General features: G+C 56.5%; 14 protein-coding genes, 1 pseudogene and 2 riboswitches. Of the genes and pseudogenes, 7 read left to right on the top strand and 8 right to left on the bottom strand.

Translation table 11 applies throughout. The annotated features are described in order from the left end of the window. Positions 1-246: 246 nt before the first annotated feature. Positions 247-645, top strand: a pseudogene (locus B3Y70_RS09405) (IS66 family transposase); the annotation flags it as partial. Beyond that, positions 617-1,390: a TonB-dependent siderophore receptor gene (locus tag B3Y70_RS09410; protein ID WP_023008775.1), complete on the top strand. Its 774-nt coding sequence runs from the start codon at positions 617-619 to the stop codon at positions 1,388-1,390. The pseudogene B3Y70_RS09405 and the gene B3Y70_RS09410, both read left to right, overlap by 29 nt. Positions 1,391-1,934: 544 nt before the next feature. Here B3Y70_RS09410 and B3Y70_RS09415 read toward each other — a convergent pair. The 5 genes from B3Y70_RS09415 to rlmE all read right to left on the bottom strand — a co-directional run bounded on the left by B3Y70_RS09415 (position 1,935) and on the right by rlmE (position 6,367). Then, the gene (locus B3Y70_RS09415) at positions 1,935-2,945 is read right to left on the bottom strand and encodes a nucleotidyl transferase AbiEii/AbiGii toxin family protein (RefSeq protein ID WP_286894701.1); all 1,011 of its coding nucleotides are present in this window, start codon (positions 2,943-2,945) and stop codon (positions 1,935-1,937) included. Beyond that, the gene (locus tag B3Y70_RS09420; RefSeq protein WP_278351173.1) at positions 2,938-3,543 is read right to left on the bottom strand and encodes a DUF6088 family protein; all 606 of its coding nucleotides are present in this window, start codon (positions 3,541-3,543) and stop codon (positions 2,938-2,940) included. The genes B3Y70_RS09415 and B3Y70_RS09420 overlap by 8 nt, the downstream gene beginning before the upstream one ends. Positions 3,544-3,936: 393 nt before the next feature. Continuing rightward, the gene (locus tag B3Y70_RS09425) at positions 3,937-4,653 is read right to left on the bottom strand and encodes a substrate-binding periplasmic protein (protein ID WP_199453699.1); all 717 of its coding nucleotides are present in this window, start codon (positions 4,651-4,653) and stop codon (positions 3,937-3,939) included. Positions 4,654-4,838: 185 nt separating this feature from the next. Then, positions 4,839-5,438, bottom strand: a complete 600-nt coding sequence (locus B3Y70_RS09430; RefSeq protein WP_278349855.1) for a trimeric intracellular cation channel family protein — start codon at positions 5,436-5,438, stop codon at positions 4,839-4,841. Positions 5,439-5,478: 40 nt separating this feature from the next. After that, positions 5,479-5,577, bottom strand: a riboswitch (glycine riboswitch). Further along, a riboswitch (glycine riboswitch) is annotated at positions 5,578-5,664 on the bottom strand. It abuts the riboswitch before it with no gap. Positions 5,665-5,746: 82 nt separating this feature from the next. Continuing rightward, positions 5,747-6,367: a 23S rRNA (uridine(2552)-2'-O)-methyltransferase RlmE gene (gene rlmE / locus B3Y70_RS09435; protein ID WP_224850972.1), complete on the bottom strand. Its 621-nt coding sequence runs from the start codon at positions 6,365-6,367 to the stop codon at positions 5,747-5,749. 180 nt (positions 6,368-6,547) lie between these two features. On the opposite strand from rlmE, the gene B3Y70_RS09440 reads away from it, so the two are divergent. Both B3Y70_RS09440 and ovoA read left to right on the top strand, forming a co-directional pair. Continuing rightward, positions 6,548-7,276, top strand: a complete 729-nt coding sequence (locus tag B3Y70_RS09440; protein ID WP_199453693.1) for a TrmH family RNA methyltransferase — start codon at positions 6,548-6,550, stop codon at positions 7,274-7,276. Between the two features lie 105 nt (positions 7,277-7,381). After that, positions 7,382-9,532, top strand: a complete 2,151-nt coding sequence (gene ovoA, locus B3Y70_RS09445) for a 5-histidylcysteine sulfoxide synthase (RefSeq protein WP_288589667.1) — start codon at positions 7,382-7,384, stop codon at positions 9,530-9,532. Between the two features lie 28 nt (positions 9,533-9,560). Here the strand turns inward: ovoA and B3Y70_RS09450 are convergent, their stop codons facing one another. After that, positions 9,561-10,319, bottom strand: a complete 759-nt coding sequence (locus B3Y70_RS09450; RefSeq protein WP_288589669.1) for a fructosamine kinase family protein — start codon at positions 10,317-10,319, stop codon at positions 9,561-9,563. 103 nt (positions 10,320-10,422) lie between these two features. On the opposite strand from B3Y70_RS09450, the gene B3Y70_RS09455 reads away from it, so the two are divergent. Next, the gene (locus B3Y70_RS09455; RefSeq protein WP_286714104.1) at positions 10,423-11,418 is read left to right on the top strand and encodes a lipid A deacylase LpxR family protein; all 996 of its coding nucleotides are present in this window, start codon (positions 10,423-10,425) and stop codon (positions 11,416-11,418) included. A 4-nt stretch (positions 11,419-11,422) separates the two neighbouring features. Here B3Y70_RS09455 and B3Y70_RS09460 read toward each other — a convergent pair whose 3' ends face one another. Next, the gene (locus tag B3Y70_RS09460) at positions 11,423-12,685 is read right to left on the bottom strand and encodes an NAD(P)/FAD-dependent oxidoreductase (protein WP_153739853.1); all 1,263 of its coding nucleotides are present in this window, start codon (positions 12,683-12,685) and stop codon (positions 11,423-11,425) included. 243 nt (positions 12,686-12,928) lie between these two features. On the opposite strand from B3Y70_RS09460, the gene B3Y70_RS09465 reads away from it, so the two are divergent. Beyond that, positions 12,929-13,390, top strand: coding sequence for a hypothetical protein (locus tag B3Y70_RS09465; RefSeq protein ID WP_153739852.1), 462 nt, complete (start codon positions 12,929-12,931; stop codon positions 13,388-13,390). A 62-nt stretch (positions 13,391-13,452) separates the two neighbouring features. Here B3Y70_RS09465 and B3Y70_RS09470 read toward each other — a convergent pair whose 3' ends face one another. Then, a complete protein-coding gene (locus B3Y70_RS09470; protein ID WP_153739851.1) occupies positions 13,453-14,013 on the bottom strand; it encodes a rhodanese-like domain-containing protein in 561 nt (186 codons plus the stop codon). Positions 14,014-14,259: 246 nt separating this feature from the next. On the opposite strand from B3Y70_RS09470, the gene B3Y70_RS09475 reads away from it, so the two are divergent. After that, positions 14,260-15,309, top strand: coding sequence for a cytochrome-c peroxidase (locus B3Y70_RS09475; RefSeq protein ID WP_011783925.1), 1,050 nt, complete (start codon positions 14,260-14,262; stop codon positions 15,307-15,309). Positions 15,310-15,373: the final 64 nt, after the last annotated feature.

The raw sequence follows: 15,373 nt of genomic DNA on the forward strand, positions 1-15,373 counted from the left end.
CAACAAATTCAGATGATGCAGGAGCGCATGGATCAAATGCAGCTGATGATGGAGCAAATGCTGCAATACCAGCAAAATCTAAAGGTAGAGTGATCGAGAAGCCTTCAAATACTTTTACTTAACAGACGCGTAGTAACTGGCGAGTTTGATAGGCTGAAGTTTGTGAAAACGGCGCAGTAGCTGGGTTTCGGTCTCAACGAAATCCCTGGCCTTTTACGGCTGGAAGATGGCGCTCTGGGCACCACTTCGAATGTTCGCTTTGCGACCAAGGTGAAAGAAGAGCTGGAGTACATTCCCGCACAGTTGAAGGTGCTGGAATACTGGCAGGAAAAAGCCGTCTTCGAGCAGGGTGGCCAGGAGCATATTGTGGCTGCACCGCGCTCAGCCCACCCACTGGGCAAATGCATTGCGACACCGTCACTGCGGGCTTACCTGATTACCTCCAAATACGCCGACGGCCTGCCCTTGTACCGCCAGGAGCAAATGCTCAAGCGCCTGGGACACGAAGTCAGCCGAACCAGCATGGCGCACTGGATCATCCGCCTGAACGACGTGTTCAAACCGCTGATGACCCTGATGCGGGAAACCCAGAATGGCAGTAATTACCTGCAAGCTGATGAAACCCGGATCCAGGTGCTCAAGGAAATATTCCTACAGCGATGAACTCACACCTTATGCCGGGCTGATATATGACTTTGATCACCGGTTCAGTGGCTATGTCAGCTATACCGAAATTTTTCAGACTCAGAACGTACGTTCCACAAACGGCTCTCTGCTTGATCCTATCACCGGCCGCAACTATGAGCTGGGCTTGAAAGCGACGCTGGCGGATGCGCTGGACATGAACGTGGCCGTTTTCAGGAGTGAACAGGACGGCCTGGGTGAAGCCATTCCGGGTGAAACGGTGAGCGGTCGCCCGGACACCCAGGCGTATCGGGCCGCCGATGGCGCCACCGTTGAAGGGCTTGAAACCGAGCTGGTTGGGCAATTGGCGCCGGGCTGGAACCTCAATGCCAGCTTTACTCTGGCAAATCCGAAAAATGCAGATGGGGATCGCATGAATACCACACACCCTCACCGGCAAGCCAAACTGTTTACCAGCTATCAATTTACCGGTAACTGGCGTCCGCTTCGCCTTGGCGGAGGCCTGCGCTGGCAGAGTGACATCTACCGGGATACTCGAGGACCGGCAGGCACAACACGTGTTACCCAGGGCAGTTACTCCGTGATAGACCTGATGGCCCGTTACGACTTTACTCCTGATATCAGTGCTCAACTGAACCTGAACAACGTGTTAGACAAGGAGTACCACGATCAGGTCGGATTTTATAGCCAGGCCTGGTGGGGCGCACCACGCAACCTTCGCTTGTCACTGAGCTACGACTTTTAAGTGGTAACAAGCCCCTGCTGATATCTGTAGCTCATGGCCGACAGATAAGTCTGCCGTGAGCCATCGACGCAGATATGAAGTCAGCTCGTTGATAGGTGAGTAATAATGTCCTCAATGGGACAACTCAAACCCGACAATTTGAAGTCGCTCAAAAGCGTGCGACAATGGCGTTTCATCGAAATACTGATGCGCGGAACAAAGGTCGAAGTGTCCGAATTTGGTCAATCCATTCCAGACACATCTGTGCCCAAAAATGGCGTTAATCGGTGAAAACCGCTCAGGATAAGGGCTTCATGCAATCAGGTCTTCTTACTGTATCTGCTTGAACAGTCTCGAATCAGCCCCTATTATGCCGTTCAGCCCCGACCAGAATCTGTGCACTCCGGAGGCAAAGGTCATAGGTTCGAATCCTATCGGGCGCGCCATGAATATCAAGGACTTGCGTGAGAGCGCAGGTCCTTTTTTTTTGGTTTGTGCCCAAATGGTGCCCTGACAGTGCTCGGCGTTCACTGGCTGATCAGTAAATTGGCGGGCACAACGACGCTCACCAGCTGTTAACGCGTCTTTCAAGGTACCGGATTGAATCGATAATTTCCCCAAAGCTCGGAGGTGTTGAGTACATCATGCCCGCACCCACCATTTTTTCATAATCAGCACGCAAGCTTTCCAGAGTATCCGTCTCCGGCAATAGCTTCAGCCGCCCATCCAGACATGCGTCATAGTTCGCGTAGCCCGTATGAAAGAAAACTTTCTTGTGTCGGACAACCTCCTCAAACAGTTCCCGGTTTTCAACGGCTGACTGACCGGCAGGATGTGCTGAAAGCATGACCAAGTCGTACCAATGCCTGGAAAGCCTTTCAGCACTCTCCCTAAGCTTGCCCCTGTTGCATTCGACATGTATGAGCGTGGCTTTCTCCCAGAAGGTCCGTTCCGGAGATAGAACCACGACCTCACTGCTCGGATAGACCAGGCCTTGCGTTAGCTCGGCGATGTACGGGGAGACTATATGAGTTTCGTTGGGATCGATAACGTTCCTGCCACCCAGCTCAATGAGTACCTGGGAACGGATGTATTCGTCCGTACCCTCTACAACCGATGGGTAAGTGACCCAGATCTTTTCACCGCCATCGTCTAACTCAACGGTATGCTGCTCAGCCGTTGGCAATTTGGCCAGCTCACTTTCGAGGTATGGAACAACCACTTCGGTCGCATAGGCCAAGACATAACTTTTCAGTCGGTCACTGAACTGCTTGGTTTTGGTCCGACTCACCCCCTCCGCGAAAGGATCAAAGCCCTCATCGAAGGCCCGGTAATCCAACGTGATATCAACGTCCTCGGAAAAGCGATCAATGACACCGTATACCTTGGAGAGTGATGTACCTCCTTTGAAAGCCATCGGATGCGTTCCAGGCATGGAGAACAGAGCCTGCAAGGTCCAGCAGACCCATATATCCTTCTCCAGCACCGAGGCTCCGCGAGCCAGTTGAGGCGCAACAGTTTGAAGGATATCGCTTTGTTCTTCTGCGGACAGGTCGAGAAACACCTGCTCAGCCACGGGCACGCCCTGTCTCATATTGCCTGAACGCCTCGCTCATCCACGCTGGCATACGTGAGGAAAGCAGCGTCTCGAACTCTTCTTCGCTCAGTCTTTCCTGGATCCGCTTCACTACCTCGGTGCTGATATTGTTTTTACCCAGGTACCAAAGCGCGGAGAGGGCCAAACCAGGCCTCTTGCCTGCATGCTGAAGCTTCCTCTGACTGCTGGTGTGCATGAGCTTCACCTTAAGATTCCCGATGCGAATTTCACGGGTAGGTCCATTGGTGTAGTAGACCGGCGTCGTTGGCATTTGCGTACTTAGCTTGAAACGGCGAGCCGCTTCGGCCCCATGGACCTGTATGGTTTCTCCATGATCCCTAGCGATCACCTCGACCACACGTGAAACATCCGGCATGACATTGCCGACGAACCGGCTTTGTTTGGGACGGACGAAAACACCCCGTGCGACCCGTTGGATAGCGCCTTCTTCTACGAGCCTGGACAGGGCTTTGTCGACAGCAGCACGCGACCCCAGCCTCAGGAAACGGCTGTTGGTAAAAGGTTCACCTTGCGGAACTTTGGCGATCTGACGCTGAATAGACTCTGTAACGGACATGGCATTCACCTTTAAACAGATGTCAGAAAAACTACCATTTTTTCTGACATAGTTCAAAATATAATCGGCGCTTGCCTACAACGACTGCGACACGACATGCGCATTAGCTTGATGACGATATCTTGCTGTGTTCTTGAGCTCATAGTTTAGCCGGCCGTTGGTGCTGAAGAGTGCCCACCTTCTTTGCTAGGTAGTACTGACACCATCGGGAATTCCGGCTGGCTTCCGGGCTAAAAGAACGTGTCGAACTCAAGCAGCATAACTATGGAGTGGGCGGCCCAGCGATTGGCGGAAGTACAAACGCAAGCTACGGTCGCTAAGCGGACATTCGGGTACGACGTTTGACAAAAAAGCGTGAATGCCTGGCGAATGGACATTTGCCAGCCAACCTCTTCAGCGATCCGGCCGCGGCAGTTCAGGTAACATGGCCTCTACGTCAATCGAGTAGGTAGCGAAAAAATCTTCCGCCGCCTCAATGAGAGCTTTCTCGGTTTTGAGTATCCCAAGATAGACCGGCCATTCTGAGTCTATCAGTTCCGTGCTGTAACGCTCCGGATCAATGCCCCCCATCATTGTCAGAAACCGGAACTCCGTTTCGTTCATGACGATGTAATCGCAACGTTTGCGCAAAAACATTAGCAGCATCTGCTGTGTGTTGTATCCGTCATGGCGCACCAGCTGAGTCCCTATCCGCCGCTCGAGCTGGTCACTGTATACAAACCATCTACGAAGACAGATGCTTCCCGAGATATCATCGAAGGAATCCGTTGGCATGCCAGGCTGCGCGAACACCCGGTCGCGCCAGGTTAACACCGGCCCTACAGCGTGCATTTGGTCCGGCAAAGGCATCCAGTGCGGGCTGGCGAAAACCGCGTTGGCGAGTCCTCGTTGCAGGGCCCAGATCTGGCGTTTGCGGGCCATCGGGCGGAAGTCGGCTTCGATACCAGTCTCCATGGAGAAGTCTTTGATCACCTCGACCAAAACTCCCTCGCTGAGACCTTTGCCATAATAAAACGGCAGGAAGCCCTCGTCCGAACCCATAATCTGAAGGGTTTGGGAGGAAACCGGGAAGAACCAGAATGCCGTGATGATAAACAGGACTACTCTCATTCGGTCCTCGTTGGACTGATTAATCGGGCAAGGCCGTCGTTTGCCCGACTCTGCCTCGCCAGTTAAAGACAGTTTGGCTCGGATTCTGGCCAGATGCCATGAGAAAGTCGATATCGCGGCGAATCATCCCGGCGGTCGTGTCCGCATCTATTTAGTTAGGGATACCCCAGTTTTTACACAGAAACCTATTCCCAGCGCGCCTGCGAATAGCTGAACACCGGCAGCGACAATTGCCAGCGGATGGCGGCCATGCGCAAGAGCAGGCCAACACTGAAGGCAGCCAGTAACGTGATGTTCTCGCTCAGGCCCTGGTTCAGCAGCTCCAGATAAAGCAATGCCACCACCAGAGAGACACTGGCATAGAGTTCGTGACGCAGAACCTGAGGCGTGCGGTTACAGAGGATGTCGCGGAGGATGCCGCCGAATATGCCGGTGGTAATGCCCGACATCACCACCACGATGGTGTCGTAACCCAGTTTCAGGGCGACATTGCAGCCAATCACGGTGAAGGCCACCAGCCCGGCGGCGTCCAGTACCAGAAACAGCTGGTGCAGGTGGCGCATGAGGCGGGCAATGGCGATAGTGAGCAGGCCACCGGTGATGGTCATGTAGATGTAGCGAGGGTGCTGGGTCCAGGTCACGGGAAAGTTACCCAGCAGGATGTCCCGAACGGTGCCGCCACCTAGGGCGGTCAGGAAGGCTATCAGGGCCACGCCGAACAGATCCATGTTCCTGCGCCCGGCGGCCAGCGCCCCGGACATGGCTTCCGCGGTAATGGCAATCATATAGATAGAGGTCAGCACACAGGTCTCCTGCGTTTCTGTGGCCTCTCCCCCTGTCCCTGATACCTGAGAGTTTACAGAGCCCGGCTCTGCTTGCCCCTTCGGTGGACTGTGTCGACAGTCTCTCTCCAGACGGCGTTATCGAATGCCCGCAGTACCTGTGCCTGAGCGTTTATGGGAGTTTGCGCCTTCGGCGGGGCCAGCCGGCCCACTCTCCTGCGGAAGGCGCGCATTATAGGCACACCTTCTGGCTACGTCGAGCGAGCAAAGCTGCGGGACTCCCCGACGCTGCCTGAACCGGCTTGCGCTCTTCAGCCCTTGAAACCCTTGGCCACCAGATACACCTCCCGGGACCTGGCCCGGGACGAATCCGGCTTGCGAATCACCACCTTATCGAAGGACTCGCGCACGGTTTTCACATACTCATCATAGCCTTCACCATGGAACACCTTGGCAACAAAACTGCCTTTGGGTTTGAGCACCTGGCAGGCCATATCCAGGGCCAGTTCCACCAGATACATGGAGGCTGCCTGGTCTGCGGCGTTTACGCCACTGATGTTGGGGGCCATATCCGAGATCACGACGTCGGCACGGGCCCCGTCCAGTATCGCCATGATCTGGTCGAAGACCTCCTGTTCGGTGAAGTCGCCCTGGATGAATTCAACGCCGGCAATCGGATCCATCGGCAAAATGTCAGACGCCACCACACGGCCCTTGTGGCCCACCAGTTTCGCCGCCACCTGGGACCAGCCGCCCGGGGCCGAACCCAGATCGACGACCAGGTCCGTGGGTTTTATCAGCCGATCCTTGTTGTTGATTTCCAGCAGTTTGTAGCTGGCACGGGAACGATAGCCATCCTGTTGCGCCTGTTTTACAAAGGGGTCGTTTACGTGCTCTTCGAGCCATCGGTTACTGCTTTTCGAGCGTGCCATCGCCTGCCTTCTGTTCACTGCGGGAAAAACGGCATTGTACGCCGCCGCCAGTGACGCCGCAAAAACCAGCCACTTCCTGACAAGCCAGCCACGCCCCCGTACAATAGCGCCTGATCACATGCCTCATTAAAAACATCATCGCCCGGCCCCGGCCGTGCCAGGCACCATGGAAAGCAGACCGTGAAACTGGACGACATCAAAAAGCTGCATCAAAAGAAATACCGCCAGTCGTTCGGACAGTTTCTGGTGGAAGGCGAACATCTGGTACTGGAGCTGGAAAAAGCGGCGAAGCAGGTGCCCCACTGGCGCAACGCCCAACTGTACGTAACCAGCGCCTACGAGCACTGGCCCAGCCCCTGGCCCACGCACGTCATCAGCGACCGGCAGATGGCCCAGCTATCCGATACCAGAACGCCTCAGGGCATCCTTGCGGTGGTGCCACTGCCAGCGGCTGCCAGCGGCCAAACCGCTCCCAAGGAAAAAGCCATCTACCTCCACGAGGTGCAGGATCCCGGCAATCTGGGCACCATCCTGCGCACGCTGGCCTGGTTCGGTGGTTTCCGGTGCCTGCTAAGCCCTGGCAGCGTCGATCCATTCAATCCGAAGGTGGTGCGCGCCAGCATGGGCGCCATATTCCATGTACCGCTGGAAACCGAGGTTGACCTGAACACGCTGGGCCAACGATACGCCCGCATCGCCTGCCTGGACATCGGCGGCGACGCCATTACCACGCCCGAATTCCAGGCCCAGGACTGCTACCTGTTTGGCAATGAGGCCCGCGGCGTGCCGAAGCAAGTCCTGACTGAACTGGGTGCCCACGCCTACACCATCCCCGGTGCGGCCGCTATCGAGTCGCTGAACCTGGCCTCCGCGGTCAATATGGCGGTTTATGAGCTGAACCGCGTCTGAGTCCCCCGGATTAATTCCGGCCTTTACTTGCCAGTCGCTGAACCGGTTACCTATGGTGGAACGTAATCCCGTAGGACATCATTCACTGAAAGGATCGGTTCAGCCATGGAGTTCTCCAACCCGACTGCAATTCTCGAACGCCAACATGCCATCGGTTTAACCCGCACGCCCAATCTGGCCGAGGGAGCCCCGGACACCAAACGCCAGGAAATCGCGCGTTATTTCACAGACACCTTCGACACCTACACGCGCCTGTTCGATTGCCTGGCTGATGACTCCGGCTATTACCAGAAATCTATCCCGCTCCGGCATCCGCTCATTTTCTACCTTGGCCACACCGCCACCTTTTTTGTGAACAAACTGGTGCTGGCCAAGATCCTGAAAGAACGCATCAACCCCAACATGGAATCCATCTTCGCGGTGGGTGTGGATGAAATGAGCTGGGACGACCTGAACGACGATCACTACGACTGGCCCGCTGTCCAGGAAGTGCTGGACTACCGGGCACAGGTGCGCCAGACCGTGCTGGAGTTGATCGAAACCATGCCACTCTCGCTGCCAATTGACTGGGACAGTAACTGGTGGCCCATCGTGATGGGCATCGAACATGAGCGTATTCACCTTGAGACTTCCTCGGTGCTCATCCGCCAGCACGCGCTGGAACGCGTTCAACCGCAACCGGAATGGGCGCCCATCCGGGAAACCGGCGAGGCACCGGAAAACGAGTTGCTCACCGTTCCCGCTGGCAAGGTACACATTGGAAAACCCTACGACGATGCCTTTTACGGCTGGGACAATGAGTACGGCGAGCATCAGGCCGACGTCGCCGAGTTCAAGGCCAGCCAGTACCTGGCGAGCAACCAGGAATTTCTGGAATTTGTCGAGGCCGGCGGCTATCAACAAGACGAATACTGGAGCGAGGAGGGCCTGGCCTGGCGAAGCTTTGCCGCAGCTAAACACCCCACCTTCTGGCGCTGGCAGAATGGCTGGCAACTGCGCCTGATGACTGAAGAGGTGGAGATGCCCTGGGACTGGCCGGTCGAGGTCAACTATCACGAGGCCAAGGCGTTCTGTGAGTGGAAACGTGAGCAAACCGGCAAACCCATCCGCCTGCCCACGGAAGACGAGTGGTATCGCCTCTGTGACGAAGCCGGCGTCCCGGAAGTGGGTGAATCCCCGGCCAACGCCAACCTCCACCTGGACCATGGTGCCTCGTCGTGTCCGGTAACGCGCTTTCGCCACGGCCAGTGGTTCGATGTGGTTGGCAACGTCTGGCAGTGGACCGAAACGCCCACCTATCCGTTCGACAACTTCAAGGTGCATCCACTGTACGACGACTTCACCACACCCACGTTCGACGGCCAGCACAATCTGATCAAAGGCGGCTCCTGGATTTCCTGTGGCAACGAAGCAAGGCTGGCCTCCCGTTATGCCTTCCGTCGGCATTTCTTCCAGCATGCAGGCTTCCGCTATATCACCTCCGAGGCCGAGGCGGTTCAACCCAACGCCTACTACGAGAGCGACCGGCTACTCACTGAATACGCCGAGTTCCATTACGGCGACCGTTGGTTCGGCGTCGCCAATTTCCCGAAAACCATGGCGGAACTGGCCCTGGACGCTATGGCCGGCAAAAAGACCGGGAAAGCGCTGGATCTGGGCTGTGCCTGTTGCCGGGCAAGTTTTGAGCTGGCGCGCCAGTTTGACGAGGTTGAAGGTGTCGATTTCTCTGCCAACTTCATACGTCTGGGGGTGGAGATGGCCGAGCAGGGCGCCATCCGTTATTCACTGACCGAAGAAGGCGAACTGGTCAGCTACCACACCCGCACCCTGAAAGAACTGGATCTCGAAGATACCGCCGCCAAGGTGGCGTTCTATCAGGGCGATGCCTGCAACCTGAAACCCGGGCATTCCGGTTATGACCTGGTATTGGCCGCCAATCTGATCGACCGCCTGTACCGGCCACGTCGTTTCCTGGAGTGCATCCACGATCGCATTAACGAAGGCGGGCTGCTGATTATTGCCTCCCCGTATACCTGGCTTGAAGAACACACCCCGAAAGAGGAATGGCTTGGCGGTTTCAAGAAGGATGGCGAAAATCACCGAACGCTAGACGGCATTCGAGAGTGCCTGGGAGAGCACTTCAGGATGGTGGGCGAGCCCCGGAAAGTGCCCTTCGTGATCCGCGAGACCGAGCACAAGTTCCAGCACACGCTGTCTGAAGTGACCGTGTGGGAACGCAAACCCGCCAGGAGCTGAGTGTGATGCCGGCGTTACCAGCTTCTGCTTACGAGGCTGGTAGCGCCGCCAAGGCCGACAGGCCACGCTCGCAACCACCCAGATACCCACCACCGAACAGGTTGTAGTGGTTGAGGTAGTGGTACAGGTTATAGATTTCTCGCTTGGTGGCGTAGATCTCAGTGCGCGGGTATACGCGATCGTAGGCACGATAGAACGCCGCGCCGAAACCGCCAAACATCTCGGTCATGGCAAGGTTCGCCTCCCGGTCGCCCTGATACACCGCCGGGTCAATCAGCCAGGGGCCATTACGGTCAAACATCACGTTGCCGTTCCACAGGTCGCCATGCAGCAGGCTCGGCTGTTCGCAATGCCGGTCCAGCCAGTTGGCCAGGCTGGCACCACAGGCTTCCAGGGTGCGCTCGAACCTGGCTCGCACCTCGGCATCTGAGATCCGGCTGACCTGATACTTCAGCCGCTGCTCCAGGAAAAACCGGCCCCAGGAATCTGTCAGCGTATTGGGTTGAGGTGCCAGGCCAATGAAGTTGTCGCGGCGCCAGCCATATTGATCCCGAGCCAGCAGGTGCAACTGCGCCAGCCCCTCCCCCAACGCAGTGAGGCACTTGTCGTCGGGCGGTGCTGAGTCAATCCGCCTGAGGGTAAGTCGGTGCTGGCTCACCTCCATAACCTCCGGAATACGGAGTGCTTCAACCCCTGCCTGTTGCAACCCGTCCCGAAGAGATTCCAGACCCTCAGCTTCGCAAATCAGCGCATCGGCATAGCCCGTGGTATTGGTTTTAACGTGCATATTGACTCCTGATTAGCGCGGGTATGGATCTGTTTGCGCCATAAAACCGTAGCAGGGTTCTGCTAAGATACTTTGCATCCTACCCTCACGGAGTCCATTCCCAGTGCCCATCCGAGCTCTTTTTGCCCGCATTAGCCTCTTACTCGTGCTAGCCCCCGCTTCCGCCAATTCAGAACAGTTCAACCTTGCCTGGGACAACGATCTATTCACTGGCAGCGACCGGGGCTACACCAATGGCGTGCGCCTGTCTTACCTTACCAACACAGCCGAAGACTCCGGCGGAGGCTCAGCCCGACTTGCAAGGGCAGGCAGAGATAGTCTGTCATTTCTGCCCGGCGTCGGCGACGTCGCCAACAACCATGCAATGAGCGTCAGTCTGCGTCAACTCATGGTGACACCGGCAGACATTAGCCAGGAAGAGCCTCAATTCAATGATATCCCCTACGCCGGTCATCTCTCCCTGAGCAGCACCCTCTGGAGCTGGAGCGCCGACAGCATTACGGGGTACGGCGCTCACATTGGCGTGGTTGGTCCTGAAAGCGGCGCCGAAGCCAGCCAGAAATGGGTACACAAAATCACCGGGAGCGAACGCCCCGAAGGATGGGACAACCAGCTAGGGACCGACGTGGTTGGCGGATTTCAGGCGGCCCACGGGCGCAAACTGTTGCAAGCGGGGCAACGCGGCGACCTTGAACAACAGTTTTCAGCGGTAGGCTCCGGCCTGCTGTCCAGTTTTCGAACCTCCGCGACCGTTGGCGTGATCTGGCGGATGGGCAGAAACCTTCCGGCCAATTTTATACCGGATTACGCCGGCAGCTCCTCTGCCATCGCGCTACCCGGATCTTTCAGTGACGCGAAAAGCGCCTGGTCAGTATTCATAGGCCTGGGGGCGGAATACATTGCCTATTCCTATCTGGAGGACAATTCCGGGCCCTACCGGTTCAGTGAAGGCCCCCTGCTCGGCCAGCTAGGCCTGGGCGGCACCTGGCAGTGGGACAACCTGCAAGCGGCGCTGATTTTGCGGGCCACGACGGGGGAAGAACAGCGTAACCAGGATAACTTCAGCTTTGGCACGCTGTCATTCAGCTGTGCACTGTAAGCGCCTAGCCCTCCCGGACTTCAGGCTTCGCCAACCACTCACGCCCTTTGAGCATACCGTGCCAGTACAAAGTGGGCAGCTGCTTGGCCTTGAGCCACCAGGCAGCGCGTGTGGCTTTGGTGCCATCATTCACCCACTGCGGGAAACTGGGCTGAAGCACGCCGTTGTAGCCAAATTCGGCCAGCACGATGCGGCCGTTCTCTACCGTCAACGGGCAGGAGCCGTATCCGAGGTAAGCCGCAGGCAGGGGCTGATTCCGTAAACTTGCAATAAGGTTTTCCGCCACGACCGGCGCCTGCTTTCGAACGGCTGCGGCGGTTTTGGCATTACCGGTGCCGCTCACGTCGCCAAGTCCGAATATATTGACAAAGGTTTTGTGTTGGAGCGTATCGTCCGCCAGATTCAACCAGCCACCGTCGTTGGCGAGGACGGACTCACGGATAAAACCGGGCGCCCGCTGGGGTGGCACCGCGTGCAACATATCGAAATCCAGTTCCCGATCCTGGCTGTTACCTTCAGCGTCCGTAAGCCGGAACGTGGCTTTCCGGGCGGGGCCGTTAACAGCTACCAGATTGCTCTGAAAGTTGACCTGAATACCGTATTTATCAATGTATTCCTGAAGTGCCGGGACATAAGCCGGCACACCGAACAGAACCGCTCCGGCACTATGAAACTGAATATCGAGTTGGCCAAGAACTCCGTTTCTGCGCCAATGGTCGGAAGACAGATACATCGCTTTCTGCGGCGCCCCGGCACATTTGATAGGCATGGGTGGTTGGCTGAACAGGGCCCTTCCCTTTTTCAGGGCCTGTACCGTTTGCCAGGTGTATTGCGCCATGCCTTGACGGTAGTTGGAAGTCACACCATTGGACCCAAGCGCCGATTCCAGGCCATCAATGGCAGACCAGTTCAGCTCCAGCCCCGGCGCCAGCACCAGTGTCTGATAGGAAATACTCGAACCGTCCGCCAGCCTTACCTGATTCTGCTCCGGCATTACGCCCGAAACCGCCTGCTGATACCAGGAGACAAAACCCGGCATCACCTGTGACATGGGCCGGGAGGTAACCTCCGGCTGAAAAACGCCGCCACCGACCATGGTCCAGCCTGGTTGATAGTGATGGGTCGCGGATGGTTCCAGGATCGCGATATCCAGACGGCGGTCCCGTTTGTGCAGGCTGGACGCCACCGAGATACCGGCAGCGCCGCCACCAACGATAACAACGCTGTGGTGCCGATCGGCCCCCGCCGGTTCTGTTCTGCTGTTCATGCCTCTACCCTCTTGTGTTTATTTGCACGGCATTTCATCTTGATACATATCAAATCCTAACACCATTTTAGATATATCGTTATATCATAAAGGAATATATCGCCGCGCAAGGTCTTCCTGTCTCATAGCGCGCAGGGTGGAGAAGAGCCCGGTGACAGACAGAACAGTGACATTGTCACTGAAGCTCCAATAGCCCCGCGTCTAGGATTGGCATGTGAACCATCAAAACTCAGGAGTGACCCAATGACGAATGCCATCAAGACTTTTGTACTGTCGCTGTTGTTCGCGGCTCCACTGACAGCCGTTGCGGAGAATCAAAAGGCGAACAACGGCAGTAAAGAAAACACCGTAGACGAGGTTCTGGTGATTCTTTCCAGCGACTCCCCGCAAACCCAGGGTATGGCGATGGTGCTGTCCAACACCATGGCCCAGAAAGGTGCCAAGGTGAATGTGCTTCTATGCGACGAAGCCGGCGCCCTGGCCCTGAAAACTTATGAGGCCAAGCCCCTGGCACCGAAAAACGTCACCCCGGGCCAGATGTTGCGCGGTTTGATGAAAGCCGGTGGTACGGTGAATGTGTGTGCGCTGTACCTGCCCAACAGCGAACACAGCAAAGAAGATTTGATGGAGGGTGTCGGCGTTGCAACCCCACCGTCGATGGCGAACCAGATGCTGGATCGCAAGACGAGGGTTTTTACTTTTTGACTGAAGTGATTGAATTTCTGTCCTGGAGCGGAGTGGCCGCTCCAGGCTGACAGCCGTGTTGGTCAGGTCCCTGATGCCGGGAAACGATAGATTTTCTCGGGGTTGGCCTTGGTCGACCAGGGCAGGCCAGAATTCTGCCAGCCGTTTTGCACACGGAATCCTTTCTTTTCGCCGTCCTTCACAGTACTGCCCTGGAAGCCGTTGTCGATGTACTTCACGTTGGTAAAGCCACGTTCCAGAAGGTAATCAGCACTGGGCTTGCCGCGGGCGGAACCGGAGCGGCACATGGTGATGATCAGGGAATCCCGCGTCAGTCCCTTTTCCTTCAGCGCGGCATCAACCTGGGCAACAAAATCCTCGTTGATATCCATGGCGAAGACACCTTTCTCATCGTTCCAGCGCGTACGATCCACCAGCTGGAACGGAATGTTTCGGTCCACCGCATCGGTAAAGCCGATGAACATGATTTCCACCGGATCCCGGACATCAATGAACAGCAGATGGTCACCTTGCTCCTGAACCGCGTCCCAGGTCTGCTCCGGAGTCACAGACAGTGCATCTTCCGCTTGGGCTGACATGGCAACCGTCAAAAAGAAAAGCACAGACACAACAATCGGTTTCATAACGCGTACTCCTGCCTACTTTTAAATTTCTTCTGAGTATAACTTTATAACCTAAATGAAAACGGGAGAGCACGGCTTTTCTGCGCGACGAAATGCCGCAGAAAGATCCAGAAATTGCAGACCGGAATCAAACTTGATGAACGTCAAGCTCAGAACCAACTCTCGCGTTTTTGCGATGAACCGCGCTGCCACTCTGTTGCGTTGGAACCAGATGGATACCAAGTTGTTCTCAAAGGAGAAAGCGACATGATCAAGCATCCACTGGCAAAAGCACTCACCCTGAGCCTGGGCGTGGCAGCAGGCTCCGCCATGGCGGACAACCTGATGGAGCGGGCCAACAGCATGTTCGAGCCCATTCCCAAATACCCACCGGTGATTGATGGCAATGAACTCACTCAGGCCAAGGTTGAACTGGGCAAGATGCTGTTCTTTGAACCGCGCCTGTCTTCCAGCCATCTGATCAGCTGCAACACCTGCCACAACGTGGGACTGGGCGGTGATGACGAGCTCCCTACCTCTATCGGCCATGGCTGGCAGAAGGGTCCACGGAACTCGCCGACTGTGTTCAACGCCGTATTTAACGCAGCCCAGTTCTGGGATGGCCGTGCCGCCGACCTGGCCGAACAGGCCAAAGGGCCTGTACAGGCGGGTGTCGAGATGAGCAGTACGCCGGACCGGGTGGTGGCTACCCTGAAGAGTATGCCGGAGTACATCGAGCGCTTTGAGGACGCATTCCCGGGCCAGGAAAATCCAGTCACCTTCGACAATATGGCTGTTGCCATTGAAGCCTATGAAGCAACACTGATCACCCCGGAAGCACCTTTCGACAAATATCTGCGCGGAGACACCTCCGCGCTGAACGAGAGTGAGAAAGAAGGTCTGGCGCTGTTCATGGACCGCGGCTGTACCGCCTGCCACAGCGGTGTGAACCTCGGCGGTCAGAGCTACCATCCATTCGGGCTGGTTGCCAAGCCGGGTGCCGAGATCCTGCCAGAGGGCGATAAAGGCCGCTTCTCTGTCACCGAAACCGCGTCTGACGAGTATGTGTTCCGCGCCTCTCCGCTGCGTAACATCGAGCTGACCGCGCCCTATTTCCACTCTGGCGCCGTCTGGAGCCTGGAAGAAGCCGTTGCGGTGATGGGTACGGCCCAGCTGGGCACCGAGCTGAACGACGATGAAGTGAAATCCATCGTCGCCTTCCTCAAGACGCTGACCGGCAATGTTCCGGAAGTAACCTATCCGGTACTGCCACCAAGCACCGCCAATACGCCCAAGCCGGTGGACATGATCCCGTAAGTCACGGGCTCTGCGTTCACCCTCAAAGGCGCGCTTTCCCGGCGCGCCTTTTTTGTTGAGGTTG

This window comes from Marinobacter sp. UBA5687 (genome assembly GCF_002420325.1).
Classification (GTDB): Bacteria; Pseudomonadota; Gammaproteobacteria; order Pseudomonadales; family Oleiphilaceae; genus Marinobacter; species Marinobacter nauticus.

Excerpts from the sequence above, each read along its gene's own strand:
- B3Y70_RS09410 (WP_023008775.1), top strand. The coding sequence starts at position 617 with ATGAAACCCGGATCCAGGTGCTCAAGGAAATATTCCTACAGCGATGAA.
- B3Y70_RS09420 (WP_278351173.1), bottom strand. The coding sequence starts at position 3,543 with ATGTCCGTTACAGAGTCTATTCAGCGTCAGATCGCCAAAGTTCCGCAA.
- B3Y70_RS09425 (WP_199453699.1), bottom strand. The coding sequence starts at position 4,653 with ATGAGAGTAGTCCTGTTTATCATCACGGCATTCTGGTTCTTCCCGGTT.
- B3Y70_RS09430 (WP_278349855.1), bottom strand. The coding sequence starts at position 5,438 with ATGATTGCCATTACCGCGGAAGCCATGTCCGGGGCGCTGGCCGCCGGG.
- rlmE (WP_224850972.1), bottom strand. The coding sequence starts at position 6,367 with ATGGCACGCTCGAAAAGCAGTAACCGATGGCTCGAAGAGCACGTAAAC.
- ovoA (WP_288589667.1), top strand. The coding sequence starts at position 7,382 with ATGGAGTTCTCCAACCCGACTGCAATTCTCGAACGCCAACATGCCATC.
- B3Y70_RS09450 (WP_288589669.1), bottom strand. The coding sequence starts at position 10,319 with ATGCACGTTAAAACCAATACCACGGGCTATGCCGATGCGCTGATTTGC.
- B3Y70_RS09460 (WP_153739853.1), bottom strand. The coding sequence starts at position 12,685 with ATGAACAGCAGAACAGAACCGGCGGGGGCCGATCGGCACCACAGCGTT.
- B3Y70_RS09465 (WP_153739852.1), top strand. The coding sequence starts at position 12,929 with ATGACGAATGCCATCAAGACTTTTGTACTGTCGCTGTTGTTCGCGGCT.
- B3Y70_RS09470 (WP_153739851.1), bottom strand. The coding sequence starts at position 14,013 with ATGAAACCGATTGTTGTGTCTGTGCTTTTCTTTTTGACGGTTGCCATG.
- B3Y70_RS09475 (WP_011783925.1), top strand. The coding sequence starts at position 14,260 with ATGATCAAGCATCCACTGGCAAAAGCACTCACCCTGAGCCTGGGCGTG.